The following is a 26,553-nucleotide window of genomic DNA, read 5'->3' as shown; positions in this document are numbered from 1 at the left end:
GACTACTTTCAAAAATTCCAGGTAAGGTAATCAATCGCTTGTTTTAAACTCCCTAATAGTATGCTGGAGTAGCCAAAAATATTAGAGATTTAAATTCACCACGTGATATTAATACCACAGGCAATAATTCAGCTAGAAAACTAAGTATTTTCTGATTATCTTATACAGAGTGCATATTAATTAGTATTTTTCCATCTTTTCTGGAACGCGAAGACTCGAAAGCATTTAAGATGTCTCTCAAGGGGAAAGATGAAGTTACAAGTTTTTCAATTCCACAAAGTTTTCCTTTGTGAATCATGGCGATTACGTTATTAAATATTCCATATCCAGAATGTCCGCGAGAACCTACTATTGTATGTGCCCCACTTACAAGACTATTCAAATCTATAAATGCTTCTGAGTCTGCCCTACCTAAATAAATAATTTTTCCTCTTTTGGCAATATTTCTTTCCATCATTGGGATGGTATATTTAGCTGCTCCTGCGGCTTCAACTTGAATATCGGCTCCCCAACCTCCTGTAATTTCTTGAACCATCTCCGAAAAATCATTTGTGGAGGCTATATTGTAAGCGTAATCAGCTCCCATTGATTTAGCAATATTGAGTCTTTCTTCAATAGAATCAACTGCTATTACTATTGCTGCACCTGCTGCTTTAAGTAACATCACAGCACCTAGTCCAATTGCTCCTACACCATAGACTATGGCAAATGCACCAGGTAAGAAACCATTTCCCGATATAAAGATACCGTTATAAGCACAACCGATAGGTTCTATTAAAGTACCTATTTTACAAACCTCTTCAAAGGAATATCTTTCTTGTAAATGATTAAGTTTCCAACAATATTTTGCTTTGAGAGTTATATATTCAGCGAAGCCACCATCTACTGTTAATCCCAACAGTTCGACATTTTCACACTGATTAGGCATTCCTGTGCGGCAAGGTGTACAGTGTCCACACCATAAAATGCTTTCTGTAGTTATAATATCACCCTGGTAAAATCCTTTAACTTCTTTACCAACTTCGACGATTTCACCTGAAAGCTCATGTCCTAAAACAACGGGTAACTTGGTAGGGCCAGAAAATAGAATATACCCTTCTTTATCTGTCTCATAAACGTGAATATCTGATCCACAGACACCACAATATTTAACCCTTACTAGAAGCTCATCATGCCTAAGAACAGGGAAGCTTTTATCAACAATCTTCAATTGTGGATCTTTCCAAGCAAGGCTCCCGACAACACCTAAATTTTTGTTAAGGTTTTGCTTCTTTGGTGTCCATGTAGCTTCAGCCAGTAATGCTTTCATTAAATAATTTCCAATTACTTGTAATGAATGATTTTTCACAGAGGGATTTCTCACCTCCCTGCGATGCCTGTAAGCACATTGTCTTGGTAAAACACTAGAGCAGAATACTGTGGCAGTAGTTTGCAAAGTGCCAAGATATATGTGTTGATTGTGACAATTTCTATGAGAAATTATTGAAGTATGATTTGAATATCATTTTTAGCCCCACCTTCAAGGGCGTTTATAACTGCCTTACCAAGAGGTACAGAACCTTCTGCAATGTTTATGCTGCCTTTTACATCCAAAATAATCACGTCATTAACAGTTATTTTTTATACCGATATATTTATGTCCTTCTTTTACTCAATGAAAAAATATTAAAAATTAATTCAACAAAAAGCAAGGACAGTTAAGACAATTAAGGAATTTAATAAAAATTTTATAATTCCTCTAACGGGGATGTATGAGTGTTATGAAAGTACAATCGTCTCTGAGTGGGCAGAATAGCAAAAAAAATCGCAATGTTAAGATACTCAAAACCCACATTCCGGCTGAAGCAGATCGTGTTTGCGATCGCATTTCGCCCACCATAGGCGATCGCACATTGCAGAACCTGAGTAATTTTCTTATCCTTACTCAAAGAAGTCCTGCTGATTCATATAATCGTTTAAGCATTGCTGAAATCTTTGTACTATAATCCAAATCTGCTGACCACCGCCCTGATAGCTGATCGATTAATGGCGCAATTCCCCGCGTTACAAAGCGAAATCTGGGATCTACTACTTCTTGTACCAAAGGTTCTAAACTGGCGTAAGCTTTCAAATGTTGGATGTGCGCCCTGACTCCAATTCTGGCACTTGGAAAAGACGCAGCCTCCGAACCGCCACCGATCGCACCTAAGCCTGCAAAGTTATTTTGCTCAGGTCTAATATCGCCACCAAACCGTAAAAATCCAGTTTCTACACACATTTGGCAAAAGGCAATATCATAGTTCACTCCTTCTATACCTGCTTCTTCCCGATAAAGTTTTGGGATATCAGGAAACTTTGTTAAGGCATTTTCATTATTGTTTCTGAGGAATAATTGTAACTGTATTTCAGAAGTATTACCGTTCGACATTAACCGCTCAAATTGACCAGGGCAAACCACCAAATTTGATCGCAAGCTAACAGTACGAGTTGCCGCATCCCAACTAACTGCAACATTAAAATCTCGCAGTTCAATCGCTTTAACATAAACTACTTTGCGATAGGTAATGCGATTGACATTAGCTGCTTTTGAAAGGTCAATTCTTAGACGATCTACTAAATCGATGGGAATGTAAGCATTACCATTAACTAGCACTCCTTGTTCCGAGTAACTTTGCCCATTAATATTGATATTAATTGGCGGATAATTTGCTTCTGTCGGAGTTCCAGGAGTGGGGTCAATTACACGACTCCAAGTTACCAATCCATCGACAATTCCCAAAGCAAAATCGCGGCGACGAGTTTGCAGCAAAGCCCGATCTTCTGGATTGCTGAGAAACCCTACTTGCATTACCAAAGCTGGCAGCGTTGTCTGACGACAAAATGCTAAACTACCCAATCCACTATCTGTATCTGGCTTAACTCCCCGATTCGGTAATTGGGGTACGCGGCGCAACAACCCCACTAGTAGCTGTTCAGCATTACTCTTGCGATCGCTATTATTAGCAATGTAGAAAACGCTAGCCCCACGCACAGAAGGGCTATTAGCCGCATTAGCTGCAATTTCTAGGGCGACATCACCCCGGCGGCCGCGGGAATTGATCCAGGTGATAGTTTGGGCGGCGCTCAAGTCATCAGGAACCGCTAAAATTTCCAAACTCCGCGCCCTCAGTTCCGTGACAATCAAATCCCGCAGCAGAATCATTTCTCTAGCTTCAGTTGTACCACCTGCGATCGCACCTTGATCTATTCCTCCCGCTTCTTTGCCTCCATGAGCCGCTGATATAAAAATACGCCCCATTTTCAGTATTTCCTCTGATAAATTTTAGTGTAAGCAATTCTACAAATCATTTTTGGTCTAGCAACAAGAATATAATAGCTATCAGAAGTCTAAAGTCATTTGTCCTTTGGTATTTCTCCAAAGTTCATGACCAATGACAAATGACCAATACTTCGGCTTCTCTTCTCTACGAGAGCTGCGCCAACGAGACGCTACGCGAACGCGGTAGTTGAGCGCAGTCGAAACTCAGTACAAGTGACTAATGACAAAGCCATGCAAATCCCCCGCTTGCACCCAGACACAATTGAAGAAGTTAAACTACGGGCTGATATTGTAGATGTCGTCTCGGAATACGTAGTTTTACGCAAACGTGGAAAGGATTTCGTTGGTTTATGCCCCTTCCATGATGAAAAATCTCCTAGTTTCACCGTTAGCCAGACCAAGCAAATGTATTATTGCTTCGGCTGTCAAGCTGGGGGAAATGCCATTAAGTTTGTCATGGAGTTGGGAAAGCGTTCTTTTGCTGACGTGGTGCTGGATTTAGCACGGCGTTACCAAGTCCCTGTGCAAACTCTCGAACCCGAACAACGCCAAGAATTACAGCGTCAGCTATCTTTGCGTGAACAGTTGTATGAAGTTCTGGCTTCGTCCGCACAGTTTTATCAACACGCACTCAGACAATCACAAGGGCAAAAGGCACTTAAATATTTACAATCTAACCGCCAATTCAAAGAAGAAACTATACAGCAATTTGGTTTAGGTTATGCCCCCGCAGGTTGGGAAACTCTCTATCGTTATTTAGTGGATGATAAACATTACCCAGTGCAAATACTGGAAAAAGCGGGATTGATTAAGCCACGCCGGGAAGGGGGCGGATATTATGATGTATTTCGCGATCGCTTGATGATTCCCATCCGCGATGTTCAAGGACGCGTCATTGCCTTTGGTGGGAGAACTCTCACTGATGAACAACCTAAATATCTGAATTCACCAGAAACCGAACTTTTTAGTAAAGGTAAAACATTATTTGCCCTCGATCAAGCTAAAGATGGGATTTCTCAACTCGATCAAGCTGTGGTGGTAGAGGGATATTTTGATGCGATCGCTCTCCACGCTGCTGGTATTAATAACGCGATCGCCTCACTTGGTACAGCCTTAAGCTTAGAACAAGTCCGGTTAATATTACGCTACACCGAATCGAAACAATTAGTACTCAACTTTGATGCTGATAAAGCCGGAACCAATGCCGCCGAACGGGCGATCGGTGAAATTGCCGAACTAGCATATAAGGGCGAAGTTCAGCTAAAAATTCTCAATTTACCCGATGGCAAAGATGCTGATGAATATTTGCATAGTCACACTCCAGAAGATTATGGAGAACTGCTAAAAAATGCGCCACTTTGGCTAGACTGGCAGATTCAGCAAATTATTCAAGACCGAGACTTAAAACAGGCTACCGATTTTCAGCAAGTAACTCAGCAAATAGTCAAATTACTTAAAAATATAGCTAACAGCGATACACGAAATTATTATGTTTCCTACTGTGCAGAAATACTCAGCTTGGGAGATACCAGACTTATACCCCTAAGAGTCGAAAATCTGCTAACTCAAATTGCTCCGGCTGCGGCTACATATTCTAAGCCCGTATCAGCAAAGAAAGCATGGGGAGGTGGCAAATCCGCATTGTCCACTACTTCGGCTTCTCTCAGTACAAGTCCCAACTCTCCACTCCCCACAGAACGCAGCCTTTTAGAACACGCAGAGGCATTATTACTACGGATTTACTTGCATTGTCCCGAACAGCGTCAAATGATTGTTGACGAACTAGAGGAGCGAGATTTGCAATTTAGTCTTTCCCACCACCGATTTTTATGGCAACAGATTTTAGAAATGTCATCCGGTGATGGAGAGACGAAAAACTTTGCGTCTCTACCAAATTTAATTTCCCGTCTCCAAGATCGGTTTTTAGAATTTGACAGCGAGATTGGGTTAATTTCCCATTTATTTCATGTGGATGAAAAAAACCAGAAAGAAATACTGCGGACTCCGCAAGTAGTTCAAGCTGCGATCGCTTGTATGGATTTAGTGATGCTTGAAAAACGCTATCGTCACTTTTTGGAACTATGGCAACAAACCGATCCAGAAGCGGAACCAGAGCGCTATGAATATTATTATCAGGCCTTCTACGCTGAAAAAATCAAGCTTCAACAAATAGACCGACAACGGTTATTTTCCATCACCGAGTTATTGTAGCCTTGCACTCACGCTCAACCTAAATCTTGATTAGACCTCAAGATAGTTCAGTAGACTTCTTGGCATTGTGGGGAAAAATATCGGACAGGCGTTTTGCAAATACCTCACGCCCTCATCCCCTCTTCTCCCTTGGGAGAAGGGGAATTGAATGTCTAGTTCCCCTCTCCCCAAGGGAGAGGGGGTGAGGGCAAAACGTTGTCACCAAGTGGGTTTAGCGTTAAGTTGACACCTATGAAGGCCTTGCACCCCTACGACATGTATGGTTCAAATACATGAAAATTGCTGTCTGGACAAAATTTCATCCTTGCGGTTCTCAACAGCCATGCTGCCTCTAAAGTGGTTGTATCCCCAGCAAAGTTGGTAAATCCAGAGAGGCGAGGTGTTGATAAGCTCGATCTATAACTCGCCTACCTCTAAGAAAACCTGTATTAGCTCCAGGACAAATATACTGGAGAGTTTCTGGTGTGAAACGTTCTAACAATAATCGAATGCTCTGAATTTGCCTTGGCCAGTGAAAGGTTTTAGCTGTCCGTAATGGTACTGCTTGACCATTCTGGTTTGGGAGTAAATGGCGACCAGAAAATAATATACCTCCAAGTTCACTGTAGTAGAGACAAGATGAGCCGGGAGAATGTCCTGGTGTCCAAATTACTTGTGTTGCAGTATCAAGAGTAAATTCTTGTCTAAAAGTAGTTACGGTTAAGCCTGGTAATAAATACGCTTCTTGCTCTTGAATTAGCACCTCGCAGCCAAAGGCTTGCTGAAATTCAGCAGTCTTGCCAATAGCGCCGCGATGGGTGATAAATAACCAACGCACGCCTCCATGTGCTGTTAAAAAATCTTGATTTGTTTTTTCTAGTGCAGGGCAATCTATGAGGATATTGCCTTCATTTCTTACAATAAAATAAGAGGTTCCCCCTAATGTGTCCCGATTGGGTGGAAAAGCAAAAATGCTCTCTTGTGCGAAGTCCGATTGCAGAGAACCTCCGCTGAGTACTTCGTCCAGGAAGACAGCCCGTGGTGGCTTAGTTGTATGACTTGGCTGTTGAGGTAAAGGGCACATAATCAAAGAACCGAAACTGAGGAGTTGTGGACAATTTGATGACAGTGTGGAAATTCTCAAGAATTGCAACTTGAGCGTTAAACAGCACTGTTATTGGGATTTGAGGTCTGCCTTGTAGTTAATGCTATGGTGCTGAAGCTACTGGTGGGGCGTTTTGTCAAAATTACTGAAGAGAACATGGCATTTTGGTTTCTGTTTATCCTCCTGCTGGGGCTTGCTACTTATCTAATGGTGCAGCGCAGCGTTGCTCTCATTACCCGCACACCAGTATGGTTGTTGTGGCTGGTTTTAATGACACCAGCATTCCTGTTGAGTGGATGGACGCTAATCTACGGGGCGAAACAACCTCCACCGCCAGGACTGATCCTCTGGTCGGTATTTGTCTGCACAGTCTTGTACTGGGCGTTGTTTCAATGGGGGCGTCAAGTACCAAGAGATACACAGACAGACGAAGCCCAAACCCCAGCCTCAGAATCACAACCAACTATCCAGCCTACCCCAGAACCAATAGTGCGTCCCATTGAACTAGCCGAAGAAACTCAACTGCGAAATTGTTTTCCTTGGTCTGTATACTACGTTCAAAATATTGAGTATCGACCACAATCTGTGATTTGTCGGGGGCAGTTGCGAACTAAAGCCAGCAACGCTTACCAGCAGATTAAGACTAATATTGAAGCACAATTTGGCGATCGCTTCTTGCTGATTTTTCAAGAAGGCTTCAATGGCAAACCTTTCTTTGTCCTAGTTCCCAACACTCAAGCTGCTGCGAAACAGACAGATACACCACGACGCAACCAGGAACGATTAACTCGTCCAGGATTAGCGCTGATGCTGCTAATAGCTACTTTGATCACTACTACCTTGGTGGGAGTGGAAAATGCTGGTGTTACTCTGCCGCCTATTTGGCAAATTGGATCTTTGTTCCAACTTCTATCTAACCCAGATGTCCTATTCAAGGGATTGCCTTATGCTTTAGGGCTGATGGCTATTTTGGGCACTCACGAACTTGGGCATTATTTGACAGCTAAATTCTACAAGATTCGCTCGACGTTGCCTTACTTTATTCCCGTACCTTTCTTCTTGGGAACTTTTGGCGCATTTATTCAGATGCGTAGTCCCATTCCCAACCGCAAAGCTTTATTTGATATTAGTATTGCTGGGCCAATTGCAGGTTTTGTTGTCACCTTGCCATTACTAATCTGGGGTTTGGCTCATTCTGATGTAGTTTCCCTGAGTGAAAAAACCCGACTTTTAAATCCTGATGCCCTTAATCCCAAATATTCAATTTTACTGGCTATCCTCTCGAAGTTAGCTTTGGGAAGTCAGTTAACAGCAACATCAGCCCTCGATTTGCATCCAGTTGCAGTAGCAGGTTTTTTAGGGCTAATTGTCACAGCGTTAAATTTAATGCCTGTGGGACAATTAGATGGAGGTCACATTGTCCATGCGATGTTTGGACAACGAACTGCGATCGTTATTGGTCAAATTTCTCGCGTGCTGTTGCTATTACTTTCTTTAGTTAGGGAAGAATTTTTGGTGTGGGCAATTATCTTATTATTTATGCCGTTGATTGATGAACCTGCACTGAATGATGTCACTGAATTGGATAACAAACGTGACGTTTGGGGCTTACTGGCAATGGCTTTGCTGATTGTAATTATTCTGCCATTACCGCAAGCGATCGCTAACTTTTTGCAAATTTAAAAAAGCAGAATTCAGGAGTCAGAATGGGCTAAACCTTAGCTATCCGCTAACAGGAGTCAGAATTCAGGAGTAAAACAGTCTTTTTACCTGGCTTTGAGGCGAATCGTTGTGTACTTCACTTTCCTTGCAATTGGCTGTATCAGCGATCGCGATTGTTTTTTTTCAGCAGCTCATAGATTTGTCTATGAGGTTTTCCCCTTGTCCTCCTCCATGACGTTCTCAAGCCTTAGCGTTTTGCTAATTCTGGAGTCCGCCCCTTCAAGCCAATCATCAATTTCAGCATAAATACTTTTAATACAGGTACTCGCTGCAAGAACCATAAACCCAAGCGACGAACTACCACCATAGGGAAGAAATTATTAGAAAACATCCGATCTAACAAATCAGTGAAACCTAAAATTGTCAGATTCTCTAGTTTGCGCCAGTGTTCATAACCTTTGAGAATCTGAATGTCACCAATATCTTTACCCGCTTTGTGCGCTGCTTGAATTACTTGCGCCAAAGCTGCTGCATCCCGGATACCCAGATTTAAACCTTGTCCGCCTACGGGATGACAATTGTGTGCCGCATCACCAATTAATGCTAGTCGCGGGAGAACATAGCGATCGCTTTGCATGAGTTGTACCTGGAAAACAAAGCGATCGCCTAGTAATTCCAGTTTCCCCATCTGATCGCCATAGCGGCGGGTTAATTCTGCCAAAAATTGCTCATCATTTAAAGCACACAAAGCTTTTGCTTCTTCATGGGGCGCTGTCCAGACAATGCGGCAACGGTTCCCCGGTAAAGGTAAGATCGCAAAGGGCCCGCTAGACCAAAATCTTTCGTAAGCGGTGTTATTGTGGGGTTTTTCTGGTTTGACAAAGGCGACAATACAAGATTGCCAATATTTCCAGCCCGAAGTTTTGATTCCAGCAGCTTGCCGAATAGGCGATCGCGATCCATCTGCTGCTACAACTAATTTGCTGCGAACTGTTCTTAGTTGATCGGCAACTTTAATATCTATGGCGACTATATTCTGGTGGTATTGCGTATTTACCACTTCCGCCGGACACAGATAAGTCACATTTGGGCAATCTTGGACGAAATCTTGCAACGGCTGCAACAAAGCTTGGTGTTCCGCCACATAACCCAACTCTGCTGTACTTATATCATCTGTGGTAAATTCCACCACATCAGGATGATCGGCATCCGAAAGACGAACTCGGCAATATTTAGCGATTTGAGGCAACATTTTGTCCCAAACGCCAATTCCTTGATAAATTAGCGACGAAAGCTGATGAACTGCATAGGCTTGTCCCTTCGCTACCGCCGCTGATGCCACTTTTGCCTCAATTAGCAAAATACTCAAGCCAGAATCTTTTAAAGCAGAGGCTAGAGTTAATCCAATAATCCCACCGCCGACAATTACCAAATCATATTCATATCCCCGCTCATTTGGCGGTGTTAGTTGAGGGGAAATTTGCTCAAGCTGCGTTATGGCCATTGTTAAGTTAGATTACAGCGTCTTAACTCTTATTTTGACGCGATCGCGCCTTCTTGAGCAAGTTAACAATTCAAAATTAAAGATAGCCCTCATCCTCTAACCCCTTCTCCCATGTTGGGAGAAGGGGAACTAGAGAATTTGCTCCCCTCTCCCAAGTATGGGAGAGGGGCTGGGGGTGAGGGCAAAATCTGGCAAGATCCCAGCCCAAAATATTGAATAATTTATTTGCTGACTCGATAGACTGGTCTAACCTGACGATAAGTATTAAGCAAGCTGAGAAATTTATTCCCATCAAAATTTATCGGGTCAACTTTTTTACTAGAACGGTCTACTAGTTTATGGGTAGTGATGCGATCGTCTGGGACTTGACTTTGAGCAATTAACCAAGCAAGAGAATTATATTGAGCCTCCGTATAGCCGCTATGGGTTTGTTGACTACTAGCGTCATAACTATCTGGCGGTGTTTCCAAAGAAACGTGATAAGCAAAATTATTTACAGACGCGGGTAAAGTCGGATTAGTCTGCACAGTTTCCACTCCCTGTGGAGTCTCAAACACAGAGTTAGCTGCACCAAAAGCCCGCTTTTCTGGCGGTACTAGATAAACTACCGTTCCGTCTAACTTGATTAAAGCGTGGTAACTTGCTTGCACACTTTCATCATCATGGGCTACTTGAAAGAAATTGATGGCGCTAGAAGCTGAATAACCAGTTTCATGGATGACGATAATTGGTTGGTTGTTGAGAGGAAGTCCGTTAGCATCTTGGGCGTACCGTTCTCCATAGTTAGTTGGGTTAACTGCGACAACTTCATAATTAGGTCTGTACTGTGCAAAAGCTTGAGTGGTTACATACCTTGCTACAGGCTGGTTAGTCTTGACTGGGGACTTGATAACATTTTGAAATTTCTTCTCTGGCTCTTTCGCTGATTGAAATTGCGCCTGGGGATATTTACTGAAAGCTGTAACCTGTGGATTGGCTGCACGGGATATTGTCGGATTGTTGTGTAATTTTGTTGCTCGTCCAATTAGCAGCACTACAATTAGAGTGGCGAACATCAGCCAGATTAGTAGCACTCTAGTCACCCAGTCTGTAAACTTCATTTTTCTAATACCCGTAAAACGGTAGATATTAATTTATAGCTAAACTGGTATTTCAGTCGTAGAGGCGCACTTCTGTAAACCCCTACCGCTTATGGTATCCAAATAATCATCGCTATAATACCTTAATTCTAGTCAAATATACCTTGATAATCCCTGCAATGGTGCTGTTAAAAGCCATTTAATTTCAATGCCGTGGGTAGTGGATTGGTGGGTGTAAAAATCTTCATCGTGTAGCGCTGTTAATGATGTTTTGCCCGCATCCTCTTCACCAACTACTAGCAGCTTAGAAAAATATTATCCTTTAGCTTCTAACCTGGCTCGAAGATAGGTCAAAATGGGAGCGTTGAATCCCCTTCTAAATTGAACCTTCTGCCCTCTGCCTCCTGCCTTCTGCCTTCTTCAAGGATTAACTAGCCAGATTAGACGCTCGGCAGTTTCCGTACCATCAAATATAGCTGAAGGCTATGGAAGACGAACGCAGAACGAATATATCCAATTTCTGCACATTGCTTTAGGTTCGCTTTGAGAACTCGATACTCAGTTGATTATTTCTAAAGAAGTCGGATTAGCATCGCCTGAACTATTTACTCCTGTTTTGGAAGAAGTTGATAGATTGCAAGGAATTTTAGTGTCAAGCATTCAAAAGATTAAGTCTTAAAACCCTTCTATCTCTTGCCTCCTGCCCTCTGCCTCCTGCCTATTGTCTACGCAAATTAGTTCAGACAAAGCGGATTTTTATAGTTAGCAGTCGGCAATTCCATTAGTGTTAATCAATAACTGTTACGTGAAATTGAACAACTCAATGATAAGCAATTATTACCATTGCTAGATTTTACTCTTTCTTTGCCACAAGTGTATAGCTAAGTTTCGCTACTTTCGGTTAATACTTTCTTCTTATACCTACTGTTTAATCCCTTATCAATTCTTAAATTAAGAATTACTGGGACTGGTATAAGAAACTAAACTAGCCATCAATTTGATACAAAACTTAAACACTTTATTATATATACTTACGTAAGACTGTGATATACCTACTGACATATCATATTTTTTTAGTCAACACCTCACTATGAAACAAAAAAACAACAACCCTAAGACTCGTGTTGTTAGGATATTGTATGGTTCAAAAACCAAAATTTTCTTATTAATCTGCGTTTTTATCATTAGTGTTTTTGGCATTTTGTTATCAAATTGGTTGATGACGAGCCAGACAGCTTTAGCTAAGATTGACCTTTTGCAACCTGCTCCTACTCAACCGCTAGGCTATTACGACTATTTCGGCAAACTGCTGAGTCCTCAAGAAGCAGCAAGAGTAGTTGCAAATAAGGGACTCAATTCTAATGACCCCATTTCCTATCAACGGGTAGGGGCAGTTAAAATTACTCAGGAATTAATAGCGCAAGGTGAAAATATATTCTTCAACCGTAAGATTGGAGACACACTTGGTTTCCAAGGAGTATTTGGTTTTGCACAGGGATTAAATAAAATATCTGATGAAATAGGTGTAGCGATCGCTAGTTTGCAAGGTCAGCCAACGACAAACCTAAAAATTACTCTCCAGAAGAATTTAACCTTAGGTAGCCGAACTTTTCCTAAAGGGACTGTAGTTAATACAGGTTTAAAAGTTCCAGCAAGACAGGGTGTTGCACTAGGATTAAAACCTAACGGCGACATTACCTGTGCCCTTTGTCATGCAACTCTTTCCAATAGTAAAATCATTCCAGGAACATCTAATGGGGAACTCGCAATCCCTTTGTTGATTGCCTTAGCACCAAATACAGCCGCAGGGTTTGCGCGGTTAAACTTCAACCCATTAGATCCACAATACAAAGGCAAGGGTAAGACTATTATTGACAGCAAAGGCAATAAAGTAGAACTACCCGATCCAAAGAAGTTAGAAGATGCCTTTGATGATGCTGTGTTAGATGTACCTTTCGGTTTTTTCGAGAGTTCACCGGATGGTATTAGAGACAGTACTAAAATTCCCAGTCTCTTCACCTTTAAAAATCATCCTTATGCAGCATCAGGAGAAGCAGCTGTTGGCCCGTTTGCTGGACTCAGCGCTCTGACTAACAGCGTTCACTCTTCAGAAGTCAATCTGTTCGCAGCCGCTCAAATCAGTGCAGATACTCTTGGTATTGATCCAGAAGTTTATATTGGTACATTACTGCAAAATGCTGCCGTTAAGAGCCTACGTTTACCAGAAGGAGTTATAGTAAAACCCTCTGAATGGCTGCGGAAAATCCTACCGAATCCTATACAAGCAGAATTAGAAGACCAAATTCCTACTCCTGGCACAGGAACTTACCCAAACCTGCGTCCCAGTTTGTTTACTTACAACGGTTTAGTTTTCAGCCCAAATACTGGAAAGCCTGAAGATATTGCTAGCGGCACTTTCTTATTTGCTAACAATGCTATGTCTGCTTTCCAAAATAGCTTAGTACCACCCGCCAACCAGACTTCAGAAAACTGGCAAGCCTTGACCAGCAATTCTGTTAAGCGTGGTGCAAAAGTATTTGAGAAAGCTAATTGTGCAACTTGCCATATTCCACCCTTCTTCACCGACAACAAAATTCATCCACTTGATGAAATTCGTACTAACCCAGCCCGTGCCCAGTCTCGCTTGGGGCTGAATAAATTGTTAGTAGCACCCAAGCTATACACTTTTAATACTCCCGTTCCCATACCTGCTAATGCTGAAGTGCTGAATGTACCAACGCAGGGTATATCTGATACTCCCACAACTTTACCCAAAGGAATATTGCCCAAAGGCGGTTACAAAACGACTACGTTACGTGGTCTTTATGTAAACGCACCATATTTGCACGATGGTGGTGCAGCAGTAAGGGCAGGAAGCTTGAAATTTTACTCAAATGGTAGTTTTACGGTAGTTGATAAGACTGGCTTAGGGCTATCTGGCACTCTTAGTCAGGGTATACCTGCCGATCCAGCTAGCAGCTTGCGTGCCTTGGTCGATCGCAATCTTCGTGCCTTAGTTATAAAAGCCAACAAAGCTAACCCTAGTTTAGTGCGTAGTAACCTTGATGGCACAGGTCATGACTTCTATGTAGATAGACAGGCTGGGTTTAATTCCAATCAGCAAGCAGACCTAGTTAATTTCTTGCTGGCACTTGATGACAATCCTGGAAGCTTTTAATCAAGCTACGGCTGATAAGCTGTTCTACCTTAAACTGGTATAATTAGGGTGGGTAAGACTCTGCCTACCCTACAAGACTTTGATTAAATCTTAGATATGCAAACTAGATTTGGAACAGGTTATCCGATCTTAAGAAGCTTTTTCTGGGAAATTACTGCTTGCTTTCGCTTCGTCCACCAGCCAAAACCAACAGCAACCAATGAGCCACTTACTGTGTAGGGTTCGGGAACTGGGCGTGGTATGACACTAAAGCTGCCATAATCTACATTGCTTGAAAGCTCTGAATATCCTTCGTCGAAACTACTATAAAATACGTTAACATTGCCATTTCCATCTTCCCCGCTTCCAGAAACTAGGTAAGAAAAACCGTTCTGGGTTAACAGTGGTGTACTCCCATTCAACAGATTATCATTGGTTCCGTATGTACCTGGTGAGAGCAACCCCATGATTGTTTCAGTAATCCCTTGGGCTGTCCTTGTACCAGTTATTCCTGTGATTGTGTAATTGTTTTTTATCGGATCTAGATCATCGGTGGTAACGATGCCGCTAGCGGAAATTGTACTATTTCCTTCATAACTGGGAAAAGAGTACTGAAAATCAAATAGTTGTACAGCTTGCGCCGCAGAAGATGCACTGACAACAGTGATACCTATAACAGCACTAGCGGCAGCAATACCAAGCTTTGTGACTAATTTCATCAGATAATTCTCCTGAAAAACAATGTTGGTAGGTTCAAAAATCAGTGCTGTGCTGACAATTCTGGAACATTACCTAATAGATATTCTCCGTCTAAACTGCGCTACTAGCCGAGACTTGATGAAACCACATATCAAGTATTTGGCAGAACATTCACCTTTCATCGTTTCCTATATTCCCAACGCGGGTTTACCTGAGAACCTCGGCAGTCAAGCTGACTACTGTCATTCACGAGTAACAAAGGGTGTGTTACGTTTTTGCGCTAACACACCCTACGACTACGATCGCTTTATAATTGCGATGTCTACGACAGGCGTAGTTGCGACATCACCAACGCTACAGGCAATCGCCTCTTCTGAGATAAGATGTACTAAGCACTCTTCCCTAAGTATTGAAAAATTGTAGTTGACTACTCTAAATGTTTAACAGGCATTGATACCAGGTTTCCCAAGCAATCAGCAACTTCTTTCCGATGACAGCGATTCGGGTTCATTTCAGCGCACAACAGTAAAACATTACCCGTTTGAGCAATTTGTGCAATTTCATGTAGAGCTATATCTGCTTCTTCTTGATTTACTGGAATCCAATTTTCCTTCCCAGATGTATTACCTAAAGCGGTTTTAGAAATATACTCAATATTATTCAATTCACAGAATATTTTAATTTTGTCGCCGTACCATTTACGACTCCAAGCACGAGGAACCATCCTGACATCAACAACACATTCCACATCAAACTTTTGTAGGTATTCCAAGAAGGCATCGTAGTCTTTGCGATTGCCATATCCAAAAGTAAGTATACATCTTGTTTTAGCAATATCTTTAACTTTCATTTTAATTCCTGGAACAATCAACTTTTAATATTACATTTTTATTAATGGTGGGTAAAATATCCCAATAATCATAAAGCTATTTTTTTGAGTTTTTAGGTTTCCCATGATAAAGTATAAATCTTTTTTGTTTAAAAACTCGTCTTCTAGTTTCTGGCGTACTTTTTCTAAAGCCTCCTTTTCTTTATTTTCCATACTTGTTTCATTTGATCTATATCGACAATTTCTATAAAGTTGTTGAATTTCCCAATCGCTTATTGTACAACGATGCTTATCTCCATCTTGAGAAATAAACTCGTAACCAAAATTGTAAGGGATTTTATCTAACTGCACTGAAGGCTCAAACAAGTCTAGTTGATCCAAGATTCCTTGCTGTTTTGGGTTCCATTCTCGTTCTGTCTCGTTACAGAAGTATTTTTTTATAGTTTGTGGTTTAATAATACCGAGAGACTTACCTTGTTCTTTAATCTCCCGAATAGATTTGAATTCTAGCGGCAGAACCAAGGCTTTTCGCTCTTCCCAGTTTTTGCGAGTATCAATTTTTCGTATTACTTCTATCGAAGAATCATCTATACGAAAACTTTCTTCTCTATAATCTTTGTCATTTTTTTCTATTTTAGCACTTATAATTGACCATCTTGGATAACGCTTATCAAAATCTAATTGACGGAAACGAATGGGATAAATGCGAATCCACTGAACTGGTTTCTCGTCATCATCTAATAAAACTCCTGCGGTACAGACTGTTTATTGATATTTGGTACTAATTTGCAATTAAAATTTTCCTTCTTTCCATAGAACAACCTCTATTTTATGAACTAGTTTATTATTTACAGTGATATTATAGATACATTAGCAATTTCAGTATAGTATCAAAACTTTTCCACTACATACTGCCGAAACTCTCAAAATTTTGGAAAATAATAAAGTAAGTCGAATATTATACGACTAACCCAAATTCTTCTCGGAAAATATGACTCATTCTTTCCTTGAACGCCTGCGTAGTCCAGATAGCCCAGTCCTCGTATTCGACGGGGCGATGGGAACCAACTTACAAACCCAAAACCTCACCGCTGAAGACTTCGGCGGCGCACAGTATGAAGGTTGCAACGAATACCTAGTCCATACCAAACCCGAAGCAGTCGCTAAGGTTCACCGCGACTTTCTCGCTGCTGGTGCTGATGTGATTGAAACCGATACCTTTGGTAGTACGTCCTTAGTGCTGGCGGAATATGACTTGGCAGACCAAGCTTATTACCTCAGCAAGACAGCCGCAGAATTGGCGAAGCGTGTGGCTGCGGAATTTTCCACGCCAGAAAAACCCCGGTTTGTGGCAGGTTCTATCGGCCCGACAACGAAACTCCCAACCTTGGGACATATTGACTTTGACACCATGAAAGCGACTTTTGCTGAACAAGCAGAGGCGCTGTGGGATGGTGGTGTGGATTTATTTCTGGTGGAAACTTGCCAAGATGTGCTGCAAATTAAAGCGGCGCTGAATGCCATTGAAGAAGTGTTTGCCAAAAAAGGCGATCGCAGACCGTTGATGGTGTCTGTGACAATGGAAAGCATGGGCACAATGTTGGTTGGTTCAGAAATCAGTGCTGTGCTGACAATTTTGGAACCTTACCCAATAGATATTCTCGGTCTAAACTGTGCCACTGGCCCAGACTTGATGAAACCACATATCAAGTATCTGTCAGAACATTCACCTTTCATTGTTTCCTGTATTCCCAACGCGGGTTTACCTGAGAACGTCGGCGGTCAAGCGCACTACCGCCTGACACCGTTAGAATTACGGATGTCGCTGATGCATTTTGTTGAAGATTTGGGTGTCCAAGTGATCGGGGGTTGCTGTGGGACGCGTCCAGAACACATTCAACAATTGGCAGAAGTCGCTAAAGGTCTGAAGCCAAAAGTTAGACAGCCAAGTTTAGAACCAGCAGCAGCATCAATTTACACCACTCAGCCCTACGATCAAGATAATTCCTTCTTGATTGTTGGCGAACGTCTCAACGCCAGTGGTTCCAAAAAGTGCCGCGATTTGCTAAATGCCGAAGATTGGGATGGACTCGTTTCAATGGCGCGGGCGCAAGTTAAAGAAGGCGCACACATCCTCGATGTCAACGTCGATTACGTGGGACGTGACGGTGTGCGGGATATGCACGAATTAGTTTCGCGCATTGTTAATAATGTCACACTGCCTTTAATGCTTGACTCCACCGAATGGGAAAAAATGGAGGCGGGTTTAAAGGTTGCCGGTGGTAAGTGTTTGCTGAACTCCACCAACTACGAAGATGGGGAACCGCGCTTTTTGAAGGTGCTGGAGTTAGCGAAAAAATACGGTGCTGGTGTAGTCATTGGTACTATCGATGAAGATGGGATGGCGCGGACAGCAGACAAAAAGTTTGCGATCGCCCAACGCGCATACCGCCAAGCTGTAGAATACGGCATACCACCCACAGAAATATTCTTTGATACCCTAGCGTTACCAATTTCCACCGGGATTGAAGAAGACCGAGAAAATGGTAAAGCCACCATTGAATCTATCCGGCGCATTCGTGAAGGATTGCCTGGATGTCATGTGATTTTGGGTGTTTCCAATATTTCCTTTGGTTTAACTCCAGCCTCACGGATGGTTCTAAACTCAGTGTTTTTGCACGAAGCGACGACGGCGGGAATGGATGCGGCCATTGTTAGCGCTAACAAGATTTTACCACTCTCGAAGATTGAAGAACGCCATCAAGAAATTTGTCGGCAGTTGATTTATGATGAGCGGAAGTTTGAGGGTAATGTTTGCGTTTACGATCCCTTGGGAGAGCTTACCACAGCGTTTGCCGGGGTAACAACTAAACGCGATCGCTCCTTAGATGAAAGTCTCCCCATCCCCGAACGTCTCAAACGCCATATCATCGACGGCGAACGCATTGGTTTAGAAGAACATCTGAAAAAAGCCTTAGAAGAACATCCCCCCTTGGAGATTATCAACACCTTCTTGCTAGATGGCATGAAAGTTGTCGGGGAATTATTCGGTTCTGGACAAATGCAGCTACCCTTTGTTCTGCAATCTGCGGAAACCATGAAGGCGGCGGTAGCATTTCTCGAACCGTTCATGGAAAAATCAGAATCAGGCAACAATGCCAAGGGAACCTTTATCATTGCCACAGTCAAAGGCGATGTCCACGATATTGGTAAAAACTTGGTGGATATTATCTTGTCCAACAATGGTTACAAGGTGATTAACCTGGGAATTAAGCAGCCAGTAGAAAACATCATCAACGCTTACGAACAGCACAAACCTGATTGTATTGCCATGAGTGGTTTGCTGGTGAAATCCACCGCCTTCATGAAAGAGAACTTGGAGGTATTTAACGAAAAGGGAATTAGTGTCCCTGTAATTTTAGGTGGTGCGGCGCTGACTCCTAAATTTGTCTATGAAGATTGCCAAAATACCTATAAAGGTAAAGTCGTTTATGGCAAAGATGCCTTTTCTGACTTGCACTTCATGGATAAATTAATGCCAGCAAAGGCAACTAATAACTGGGAAGATTTGCAGGGATTTTTGAATGAAGTGGAAACTGCTGAAGTTTCGACAAATGGTTACAAAGAACCAAAAGCTACAACTGCTGAAGAAACATCTGCTGAACCAAAAGTAGTAGATACAAGACGTTCTGAAGCTGTGGCTGTAGATATTGAACGTCCCACCCCACCTTTCTGGGGAACGAAATTGTTGCAGCCTAGCGATATTCCCATTGAGGAAATATTCTGGCACTTGGATTTACAAGCTTTAATTGCTGGACAGTGGCAATTCCGCAAACCAAAGGAACAATCTAAGGAGGAATATCAGGCTTTCTTAGCTGAGAAAGTTTACCCAATTTTAGAAAGTTGGAAACAGCGAATTATCGAAGAAAATCTGTTGCATCCCCAAGTGATTTATGGGTATTTCCCTTGTCAATCTGAGGGCAATTCTCTACATATATATGACTCAGAAAACCAATCACAACAGATTGCAACTTTCGAGTTTCCCAGACAAAAGTCTTTAAGACGGCTGTGCATAGCAGATTTCTTTGCACCAAAGGAGTCGGGAATTATTGATGTCTTCCCAATGCAAGCGGTGACTGTAGGGGAAATTGCCACAGAGTTTGCCCAAAAGCTGTTTGCTGCCAATCAATACACCGATTATCTGTATTTCCACGGCATGGCGGTGCAGGTAGCGGAAGCTGTAGCTGAATGGACACACGCCAGAATTCGTCGTGAGTTAGGTTTTACTGCTGAGGAACCCGACAATATTCGGGATATATTGGCACAACGCTATCGTGGCTCACGATATAGTTTTGGGTATCCAGCTTGTCCAAATATTCAGGATCAGTACAAGCAACTGGAGTTATTGCAGACTGACAGGATTAACTTGTATATGGATGAAAGCGAACAACTTTATCCAGAACAGTCTACCACTGCGATTATTACCTATCACCCGTTAGCCAAATACTTTAGCGCGTAGAATCCTACTCGTTAACCCAATACGCTTGGTGTTAGTGATATTTTGCCCTGGAAGATTCCCCCAACCCCCCAATTGATCGGGGGGTTTAATTCTTATCATATATAGGTTATAACTCTCTCATAAATATTTTGTGGTATGATTAGGAGTTATTCTAATTTTATTTTTTGGCAATTCAAATAGTAAGAGTTTATCAATTATTTAGAGTAAGTATTATCAAGCGATGCCTACGGCGGGCTGCGCCTACGCTAACTAATAACCATTAAAACTTGGTCTTCAATAATTAACCATTCGTCATAGGGATAGAGAGGGACATTTCGCTGCTTAAGGAGTTGGCGAAAGTCGTTTGGTTGCATATCCGCTAGTTGGCTGGCATAGCTTAAGGTTAGGGAACTCCAAGAAATAAATTATCCAATATTGTGGGGTGGGCATCCTGCCCGCCCAGTCTATAGGGCGGGCGAGACGCCCACCCCACAAGAGTTAATTGGATATTTTTTTATTTGGAAGTCTCTTAAGCGATCTGTTTGGAACAGGTATAGTGCAATCTCTTGGCGAAACTTACTCTTAGTAAGCCCAGATGCTTGCAAGATTTCGTCTGAAATTATGACACTCATCGCAGGATTATCTCACCAGTCATAATTTTTAGGGTAGCTCATTGATCGCCCATCAAAAACTAGTTATTTCACATTTTTAAAATAATTTAGCACCCAAGTAGTGCATAAGAACTAGTGAATTGGCATAGTTAGCGGTACAGCTTTTCTATGCAAGGGAAAGTACTTTATGAACAAACGATTATTGATTGAAATACTCCGACAAAAACTTACTCAGATAGAAAATTTAACGGAGGTAAAGTTGAAAGATATTTTAGAGAAATTAGAAAGCCAAAAAGCAAAACTTCCACTAGAGGATCACTCAATTATTGATTGGGGAATCAGCGTAATACGAGTAAGAATGCAACAGAGAGAACAACTCATGGTTATAGTGCAGAAAAAGTTTGACAATATCTACAACGCTATCAAACAGAAATGGGATGATAAGCCTGAGCAAAATGAAATATATCTCTCACTTGCAAATGGGTTACAGGAAATTATAGAATATCATGCTAGTACTGATTTAGAATATGCAGAAGGTGCTGGAAAATATATTGTTGATTTGAGGAATGATTTGAAATCTTTCTGTGACGAGAAGAAAATTCGCGATAAAATTTCTATCAAACAGATACTTGAAAATACAAGTAGCTTTTTAAAGCGTAAAGTCAAGAAAAAAAAAGAACAAGCCAAAAAAGATAAAGATGAAAAAAAAAGACAAATGGCAAGTAAGTTAGCAGAGTACTACGAACAGGCTAATAGAGATATACTTTCTCCATAAATAACAAGGTAAGAATCAGCTATCGCAGACTGAATTACACGTGAAGATGGAGTAGAGTTCCAAGCACCATCTAGAACTTTATCTCCAAAATGATTAGAACTACTCACAAGTTAAGGATTTAAAGGTTATGGTTGAACTCCATCTTCTTCCAGTTCATGAACGATTGTCAGATTTTCTTGCTGTTTAGCAACTGGATCTGTTGTGATTTCTTGAAAAACTTTATTAATAAGATTTGTTACTTCACTAGAATCTTGTCCTGCTATTACTAGCTTACGCAGTGTGATTATAAGTAGTCCCATTTGTGCTTGAAAAATGCTTTCACCTTCGTAAAATTCTTCCTGCTCACTTCCTTTCTGTCTAGAGTTATCAAAAATTGAAGTGAGAGTATTTTTTGAGTCTTTATTCAATGCAGTACTTTTAAGTTGAAAATTGAGAACTGAATCTTCACAAACTTTAATTTGTTGAAAATATCCTTTACTAAATTTAACAGAAGACTTGTCTAAAGTAGCTATTGATCTATCGCTAAGTTTTTTAATTGCTAATGAAAATTCTCGGTTGATTTCCGATACATTATTTTTCTTAAGTTCATCTATAACTTCAGTGATGATAATATTCAATATCTGATGTTCTAACCAGTTTACATATCCTTCAATTTCCTGAAGTTTTTTGGTAGTATTTTTATTTTCCTTATCAACAAGTTTTGGCACTATCTCACTTTTCAAATCATTTCTCAAATTTGTTTCGATATCTCTCTTAATTCTGTCCCGTTCTTGCTCCTTTAAAACTTCTGTAAGAATATCCTTAACTGCAAAAGCTGCAAATATTGAGGCTATGGTAAATATTACGGGAAAAGTAATCTGACCAAATAAATCTCCCTTTGCTTGACTGATTTCATCTTTTGCTACTTTCTCCGCCTCCTCCTTAACCTGTTTGTTGATTTCTCCACTAATATAGGTTCTTCCTAAAGGAGATTCTTTATCAAGATTCAACAGAGCTTTTTGTCCATCGAATATTTTGGATCGTTCCGCCGCTACCTGACTCTTAACTTCCTCTTGTACCTGTTTTTTGATTTCCTCACCCAATTGCTTTTTTACTTCTTTCTCTACCTGCTCTCTTTGCAAAGCTTTGAACATATTCACTTGAGCAGGGTTAAATAAAAAGGAAGCTACTACCATAAGCACAAAAGCCGGAATGAACACACATATAGAAACTTTGAGTGCTTCTTGCCATGCTACTACCGTCTTATCTTTTGGAGATTGCGACATTTTTGATGCACCTCACATTGACTTTTCAAAAACGCGAACAATTTCTTTTAAAATCTCTACTTGCTCAGGAGGCACGTTTAGCACTTGATTAACAATCCGAGATGCGGTTGCTCGGTTGACCTGAATTTCCTGAGCAAGTTTGCGAACACTAATGTCACGATTTACCTTGCAAAGCAGCAAGATAGCTCGAAACCATTTGTGTAAATTCACATGAGTTTTATGAAAAATAGTACCAACCGTAACACTATACGAAGTAAAGCAACTATTACAACGGTATCTCTGTTCGTTCTTATACTGTGTTGCTTTAACTGAACCACAGTATGGACAGATTGGCGTCCCATTCCAGCGAATTTTTTCCAGACAAACAAGACACTCTTCATGAGTCTCAAGCATGAGGGCGATACTCCTGATTTTGGGCGATTGGGGGACAATAGCCCAAGCCATACAGAAAAAATCGCCATCACATCAGGAAATCAGCCACAAACTACACAAAACTCTCAAAACCCATCTAAAATCAAACGTACTGATACGTGAGTATTTTCTGTTTTACACAAAGGTGCGTGAGGCTTTTTGTCTCACGCACCTTACATTTGACGTATTATTATGTTGCGTTAATTAAACCTCATCCAAGTTGAGAACCGTAGTTTTCGCCCTCACCCTAAATCCCTCTCCCATATCTGAGAGAGGGACTTTGAAAGTCTAGCTCCCCATATATATGATTCAGAGAACTAATCACAAAATACTTTAGCGCGTAGAATCCTACTCGTTAAAGCAATACGCTTGGTGTTAGTGATATTTTGCCCTGGAAAATCCCCCTAACCTGTTCTCTACCTCTCTCTAACCCTCTCCTTGTAGGAGAAGAAGGGGAGTAAGATTCAAAGCCTCTCTCCTACAAGGAGAGAGGTTTGGAGAGAGGTTCAGATGTTACTTTGCTGATTTTTACGGGAATCCTGTAGTTGTATACCCACCAAATTTATTAATCTCTCAGCTTAGGTAGGCTTATTTATGCAACTCATCACCTCGTTAGATATTAGAAATTCAGAATATTTATCAAAAAATCGCCTCATTAGTTATCATCACCAGTTGCGTCTAATTTTTTCGCTGGGTAATCAGGTAAAAAACGTTCTGGAAATTGGGATTTTTAATTCTCTGTTAACAGACATCTTGAAGAATAATGGATACAACGTCTCCACTGCTGATGTTGACCCCAGCCTCAAACCAGAAATAATTTTGGATTTGACTACAGATTTTTCCTTACCAAAAGATAAATTTGATGCAATTGTCCTGTTTCAAGTTCTGGAACACTTCCCTTACGAACAGTCGGAAGAAGCATTGAGAAAACTTGCCATTGCAACCAAGAAATTTTTGGTGATTTCGATTCCCTATTGCACTCAGTACCTCTCGTTTCAGGTGAAAACCTCTTTCTCAGGCAGACCAAGGCATTTACTATTCAATGTGCCAAAATTCTGGAGTACAACGCCAGTCTGTGACGAACACTGCTGGGAAATGGGTTTAAAAGGTTATCCGAAAACGCGGATTTTAAACTCTGTTGCCAAAGCTGGGTTAACTGTTAAGCAAGAATTTATCGATCCCAGTTATCCATACCATTATTTTTTAGTGTTGGAGAAGAATTTTAGTAATACTTAAACAGCAATCTGTGGGGAGTGGAGAGTCGGAAGTAGGGGAATCCGAATCAGAAAATGGCGGCAAACAATGCTCAAAAAAGGTGCGATCGCCTAAGTTATGCTTTTAAAATCCTAATTGGTATCATACCCTTCTATGTTCTCCGGGTTTATCCTGGAAAACAGATGGCTAGGTTGTATTACCTACTATCATCATTTCAGATACTAACATCGAAAATTACCAATTATGCTAGAACAAGGCACTATCAGTATTCATACTGAGAATATTTTCCCGATCATTAAGAAGTCGCTTTACTCAGACCACCAAATCTTCTTGCGGGAACTGGTATCCAACGCTGTAGACGCCATCCAAAAGCTAAAAATGGTATCCCGCGCCGGCGATTATGCTGGAGATATCGGCGAACCAGAAATTGAAATTGCCATTGACAAAGATAAGAAAACTCTATCCATCTCCGATAACGGTATCGGGATGACCGCAGATGAAGTTAAGAAATATATCAATCAGGTTGCCTTCTCTAGTGCTGAAGAATTTATTCATAAATATGAAGGCAAATCAGATCAACCGATAATCGGCCACTTTGGTCTTGGTTTCTACTCTTCCTTCATGGTGGCGCAAAAGGTAGAGATTGATACCTTATCTTATCAAGAAGGGGCGCAAGCGGTTCACTGGACTTGTGATGGTTCGCCAGCTTTTACTCTCGAAGAATCTTCCCGGACAACTCGCGGTACTACTATTATTCTCAGTCTGCAAGGGGAAGAAGAGGAATTTCTCGAATCAGCACGAATCAAGAATCTTGTCAAGACTTATTGCGACTTCTTGCCAGTCCCAATTAAACTCGATGGCGAAGTAATAAATAAGCAAAAAGCACCGTGGCGAGAGTCTCCAAGTAACTTAACTCAAGAAGATTATTTAGAGTTTTATCGCTACCTGTATCCTTTTCAGGAAGAACCGCTGTTATGGGTACATTTAAATACAGACTATCCCTTTATCATCAACGGGATTTTGTATTTTCCCAAAATGCGACCGGATGTAGATGTTACCAAAGGGCAGATCAAGCTATTTTGCAATCAAGTTTTCGTTAGCGACAACTGCGAAGAAATTATCCCGCAATTCCTGATGCCGATGCGGGGTGTGATTGATAGTACCGATATTCCCCTGAACGTATCGCGCAGTGCCTTACAAGGCGATCGCACCGTGAAGCGAATTGGTGATTACATTGCCAAAAAAGTAGGCGATCGCCTCAAAGAACTTTTCCGCGATAATCGTGAACAGTACATTAGTGCGTGGAAGGATCTTGGCACTTTCGTAAAATTCGGCGTTCTCAACGACGAGAAATTCAAAAAACAAATCGAAGATATCATCGTCTTCCGCACCACCGCCAAGCTGACAGAAAAAGTTGCTGCTGAAACACCAGTGGTTGAAGTCCAGTCTTCAGACGGCGATGCTTGGCAAGATGTCACTCCTTCACCCAGTTCTGACTCAACTCCCATAGCTCCCTATACTACGCTGAAAGAGTATCTAGAACGGAACAAAGAACGTAACGAAAACCGGGTTTTCTACAGCACTGATGAAACAACCCAAACTACATACATAGAACTGCACAAAAATCAAGGTTTGGAAGTCCTGTTTATGGACTCCTTCATCGACACCCACTTTATTAACTTCCTAGAGCGGGAATATCAGGATGTCAAGTTTACGCGGGTAGACTCAGATTTAGATAATACCCTGCTGGAACAAGATAAAGATAAGGAAATTGTCGATCCCAAGACGAACAAAACCCGGAGTGAGACAATCAAAGAGTTATTTGAGAAATCTCTCAACAAACCCAAACTCAACATCCGTACTGAAGCGTTGAAATCAGACGATCCTCATGGTACACCACCTGCGATCGTGCTTTTACCAGAGATTCTCCGCCGGCTGCGAGAAATGAGCGCCATGATGCAGCAGGGAACAGCAGAGTTTCCCGAAGACCACATTTTGTTGGTGAATACTGCTCACCCGCTCATTCAAAATCTGGCAAATCTGAACCAAGGTAGTATCATTCAAGGTGATGGTGAATCGTCTACAAATCAGTTAGTCAACTTGATTTGCCAACACGTCTACGATTTAGCGCTGATGTCTCAGAAAGGATTTGACGCTGAGGGAATGAAATCCTTCGTCGAGCGATCAAATGAAGTACTCACCAAGCTGACAGAACAAGCGAGTAAATAGTGCTGAGTGGAGCATTGGACATTGAA

Annotated in this window: 19 protein-coding genes and 2 pseudogenes; 9 read left to right on the top strand and 12 right to left on the bottom strand. The window is 41.4% G+C overall.

The window, feature by feature from the left end; genetic code table 11:
• Nucleotides 1-160 precede the first annotated feature (160 nt).
• The 3 genes from iolM to RMX69_RS05280 form a co-directional block, all read right to left on the bottom strand.
• The gene (gene iolM, locus RMX69_RS05290) at nucleotides 161-1,348 is read right to left on the bottom strand and encodes a scyllo-inosose 3-dehydrogenase (RefSeq protein WP_322636725.1); all 1,188 of its coding nucleotides are present in this window, start codon (nucleotides 1,346-1,348) and stop codon (nucleotides 161-163) included.
• Between the two features lie 379 nt (nucleotides 1,349-1,727).
• On the bottom strand, nucleotides 1,728-1,928 hold the full coding sequence (locus tag RMX69_RS05285; protein WP_322636724.1) for a hypothetical protein: 201 nt from the start codon (nucleotides 1,926-1,928) through the stop codon (nucleotides 1,728-1,730).
• Nucleotides 1,925-3,277: an N-acetylmuramoyl-L-alanine amidase gene (locus RMX69_RS05280; protein ID WP_322636723.1), complete on the bottom strand. Its 1,353-nt coding sequence runs from the start codon at nucleotides 3,275-3,277 to the stop codon at nucleotides 1,925-1,927. Before RMX69_RS05280 ends, RMX69_RS05285 begins: the two co-directional genes overlap by 4 nt.
• A 252-nt stretch (nucleotides 3,278-3,529) precedes the next feature.
• Between RMX69_RS05280 and dnaG the strand changes: the two genes are divergently transcribed.
• Entirely contained in the window at nucleotides 3,530-5,509 is a 1,980-nt protein-coding gene (gene dnaG, locus RMX69_RS05275) for a DNA primase (RefSeq protein WP_322636808.1), read from the top strand.
• A gap of 331 nt (nucleotides 5,510-5,840) precedes the next feature.
• Here the strand turns inward: dnaG and RMX69_RS05270 are convergent, their stop codons facing one another.
• Nucleotides 5,841-6,572: an MBL fold metallo-hydrolase gene (locus RMX69_RS05270; RefSeq protein WP_322636722.1), complete on the bottom strand. Its 732-nt coding sequence runs from the start codon at nucleotides 6,570-6,572 to the stop codon at nucleotides 5,841-5,843.
• Between the two features lie 177 nt (nucleotides 6,573-6,749).
• On the opposite strand from RMX69_RS05270, the gene RMX69_RS05265 reads away from it, so the two are divergent.
• Nucleotides 6,750-8,276: a site-2 protease family protein gene (locus RMX69_RS05265; protein WP_289800036.1), complete on the top strand. Its 1,527-nt coding sequence runs from the start codon at nucleotides 6,750-6,752 to the stop codon at nucleotides 8,274-8,276.
• A gap of 226 nt (nucleotides 8,277-8,502) precedes the next feature.
• Here RMX69_RS05265 and RMX69_RS05260 read toward each other — a convergent pair whose 3' ends face one another.
• Nucleotides 8,503-9,759, bottom strand: a complete 1,257-nt coding sequence (locus RMX69_RS05260; protein ID WP_289797789.1) for an FAD-dependent hydroxylase — start codon at nucleotides 9,757-9,759, stop codon at nucleotides 8,503-8,505.
• A gap of 221 nt (nucleotides 9,760-9,980) precedes the next feature.
• Nucleotides 9,981-10,859, bottom strand: a complete 879-nt coding sequence (locus RMX69_RS05255; protein WP_289797788.1) for a peptidoglycan recognition family protein — start codon at nucleotides 10,857-10,859, stop codon at nucleotides 9,981-9,983.
• Between the two features lie 397 nt (nucleotides 10,860-11,256).
• Here RMX69_RS05255 and RMX69_RS05250 point away from each other — a divergent pair.
• Nucleotides 11,257-11,517, top strand: a pseudogene (locus RMX69_RS05250) (four helix bundle protein); the annotation flags it as partial.
• A gap of 411 nt (nucleotides 11,518-11,928) precedes the next feature.
• Nucleotides 11,929-14,016: a di-heme oxidoredictase family protein gene (locus RMX69_RS05245; RefSeq protein WP_322636721.1), complete on the top strand. Its 2,088-nt coding sequence runs from the start codon at nucleotides 11,929-11,931 to the stop codon at nucleotides 14,014-14,016.
• Nucleotides 14,017-14,135: 119 nt separating this feature from the next.
• Here RMX69_RS05245 and RMX69_RS05240 read toward each other — a convergent pair whose 3' ends face one another.
• Entirely contained in the window at nucleotides 14,136-14,714 is a 579-nt protein-coding gene (locus RMX69_RS05240) for a PEP-CTERM sorting domain-containing protein (RefSeq protein ID WP_322636720.1), read from the bottom strand.
• 19 nt (nucleotides 14,715-14,733) lie between these two features.
• Here RMX69_RS05240 and RMX69_RS29385 point away from each other — a divergent pair.
• Nucleotides 14,734-14,934 (top strand): annotated as a pseudogene (locus RMX69_RS29385) (homocysteine S-methyltransferase family protein); the annotation flags it as partial.
• A 187-nt stretch (nucleotides 14,935-15,121) separates the two neighbouring features.
• Here RMX69_RS29385 and RMX69_RS05230 read toward each other — a convergent pair.
• Together RMX69_RS05230 and RMX69_RS05225 are read right to left on the bottom strand one after the other, a co-directional pair.
• On the bottom strand, nucleotides 15,122-15,544 hold the full coding sequence (locus RMX69_RS05230) for a DUF488 domain-containing protein (protein WP_322636719.1): 423 nt from the start codon (nucleotides 15,542-15,544) through the stop codon (nucleotides 15,122-15,124).
• Between the two features lie 30 nt (nucleotides 15,545-15,574).
• Nucleotides 15,575-16,045 (bottom strand): hypothetical protein, encoded by a 471-nt coding sequence (locus RMX69_RS05225; protein WP_322636718.1) that lies wholly within the window; start codon nucleotides 16,043-16,045, stop codon nucleotides 15,575-15,577.
• A gap of 469 nt (nucleotides 16,046-16,514) precedes the next feature.
• Between RMX69_RS05225 and metH the strand changes: the two genes are divergently transcribed.
• Complete coding sequence (gene metH, locus RMX69_RS05220) at nucleotides 16,515-20,042, top strand: methionine synthase (RefSeq protein ID WP_322636717.1); 3,528 nt, start codon at nucleotides 16,515-16,517, stop codon at nucleotides 20,040-20,042.
• 245 nt (nucleotides 20,043-20,287) lie between these two features.
• Here the strand turns inward: metH and RMX69_RS05215 are convergent, their stop codons facing one another.
• Nucleotides 20,288-20,443, bottom strand: a complete 156-nt coding sequence (locus tag RMX69_RS05215; RefSeq protein WP_322636806.1) for a UPF0175 family protein — start codon at nucleotides 20,441-20,443, stop codon at nucleotides 20,288-20,290.
• A 376-nt stretch (nucleotides 20,444-20,819) separates the two neighbouring features.
• On the opposite strand from RMX69_RS05215, the gene RMX69_RS05210 reads away from it, so the two are divergent.
• On the top strand, nucleotides 20,820-21,407 hold the full coding sequence (locus tag RMX69_RS05210) for a hypothetical protein (RefSeq protein WP_322636716.1): 588 nt from the start codon (nucleotides 20,820-20,822) through the stop codon (nucleotides 21,405-21,407).
• A 125-nt stretch (nucleotides 21,408-21,532) separates the two neighbouring features.
• Here RMX69_RS05210 and RMX69_RS05205 read toward each other — a convergent pair whose 3' ends face one another.
• Nucleotides 21,533-22,672: a hypothetical protein gene (locus RMX69_RS05205; protein ID WP_322636715.1), complete on the bottom strand. Its 1,140-nt coding sequence runs from the start codon at nucleotides 22,670-22,672 to the stop codon at nucleotides 21,533-21,535.
• A gap of 12 nt (nucleotides 22,673-22,684) precedes the next feature.
• Entirely contained in the window at nucleotides 22,685-23,065 is a 381-nt protein-coding gene (locus RMX69_RS05200; RefSeq protein ID WP_322636714.1) for a transposase, read from the bottom strand.
• Nucleotides 23,066-23,677: 612 nt separating this feature from the next.
• On the opposite strand from RMX69_RS05200, the gene RMX69_RS05195 reads away from it, so the two are divergent.
• Both RMX69_RS05195 and htpG read left to right on the top strand, forming a co-directional pair.
• Nucleotides 23,678-24,319 (top strand): class I SAM-dependent methyltransferase, encoded by a 642-nt coding sequence (locus RMX69_RS05195; protein ID WP_322636713.1) that lies wholly within the window; start codon nucleotides 23,678-23,680, stop codon nucleotides 24,317-24,319.
• Between the two features lie 222 nt (nucleotides 24,320-24,541).
• The gene (gene htpG / locus RMX69_RS05190) at nucleotides 24,542-26,527 is read left to right on the top strand and encodes a molecular chaperone HtpG (RefSeq protein ID WP_322636712.1); all 1,986 of its coding nucleotides are present in this window, start codon (nucleotides 24,542-24,544) and stop codon (nucleotides 26,525-26,527) included.
• The last annotated feature ends 26 nt before the right edge of the window (nucleotides 26,528-26,553 follow it).

Source organism: Nostoc sp. EspVER01 (assembly GCF_034530635.1).
Classification (GTDB): domain Bacteria; phylum Cyanobacteriota; class Cyanobacteriia; order Cyanobacteriales; family Nostocaceae; genus Nostoc.
The sequence above is the reverse complement of the archived record's forward strand: the minus strand, read 5'-3'. Positions and strand labels throughout refer to the sequence as shown.

Bases quoted from the DNA above. Each gene is read 5' to 3' on its own strand.
- RMX69_RS05200 (WP_322636714.1), bottom strand. From the start codon at position 23,065: ATGCTTGAGACTCATGAAGAGTGTCTTGTTTGTCTGGAAAAAATTCGC.
- RMX69_RS05240 (WP_322636720.1), bottom strand. From the start codon at position 14,714: ATGAAATTAGTCACAAAGCTTGGTATTGCTGCCGCTAGTGCTGTTATA.
- htpG (WP_322636712.1), top strand. From the start codon at position 24,542: ATGCTAGAACAAGGCACTATCAGTATTCATACTGAGAATATTTTCCCG.
- RMX69_RS05230 (WP_322636719.1), bottom strand. From the start codon at position 15,544: ATGAAAGTTAAAGATATTGCTAAAACAAGATGTATACTTACTTTTGGA.
- RMX69_RS05260 (WP_289797789.1), bottom strand. From the start codon at position 9,759: ATGGCCATAACGCAGCTTGAGCAAATTTCCCCTCAACTAACACCGCCA.
- metH (WP_322636717.1), top strand. From the start codon at position 16,515: ATGACTCATTCTTTCCTTGAACGCCTGCGTAGTCCAGATAGCCCAGTC.
- RMX69_RS05280 (WP_322636723.1), bottom strand. From the start codon at position 3,277: ATGGGGCGTATTTTTATATCAGCGGCTCATGGAGGCAAAGAAGCGGGA.
- RMX69_RS05205 (WP_322636715.1), bottom strand. From the start codon at position 22,672: ATGTCGCAATCTCCAAAAGATAAGACGGTAGTAGCATGGCAAGAAGCA.
- RMX69_RS05195 (WP_322636713.1), top strand. From the start codon at position 23,678: ATGCAACTCATCACCTCGTTAGATATTAGAAATTCAGAATATTTATCA.
- RMX69_RS05245 (WP_322636721.1), top strand. From the start codon at position 11,929: ATGAAACAAAAAAACAACAACCCTAAGACTCGTGTTGTTAGGATATTG.
- RMX69_RS05265 (WP_289800036.1), top strand. From the start codon at position 6,750: ATGGCATTTTGGTTTCTGTTTATCCTCCTGCTGGGGCTTGCTACTTAT.
- RMX69_RS05270 (WP_322636722.1), bottom strand. From the start codon at position 6,572: ATGTGCCCTTTACCTCAACAGCCAAGTCATACAACTAAGCCACCACGG.
- dnaG (WP_322636808.1), top strand. From the start codon at position 3,530: ATGCAAATCCCCCGCTTGCACCCAGACACAATTGAAGAAGTTAAACTA.
- RMX69_RS05255 (WP_289797788.1), bottom strand. From the start codon at position 10,859: ATGAAGTTTACAGACTGGGTGACTAGAGTGCTACTAATCTGGCTGATG.
- RMX69_RS05210 (WP_322636716.1), top strand. From the start codon at position 20,820: ATGAACAAACGATTATTGATTGAAATACTCCGACAAAAACTTACTCAG.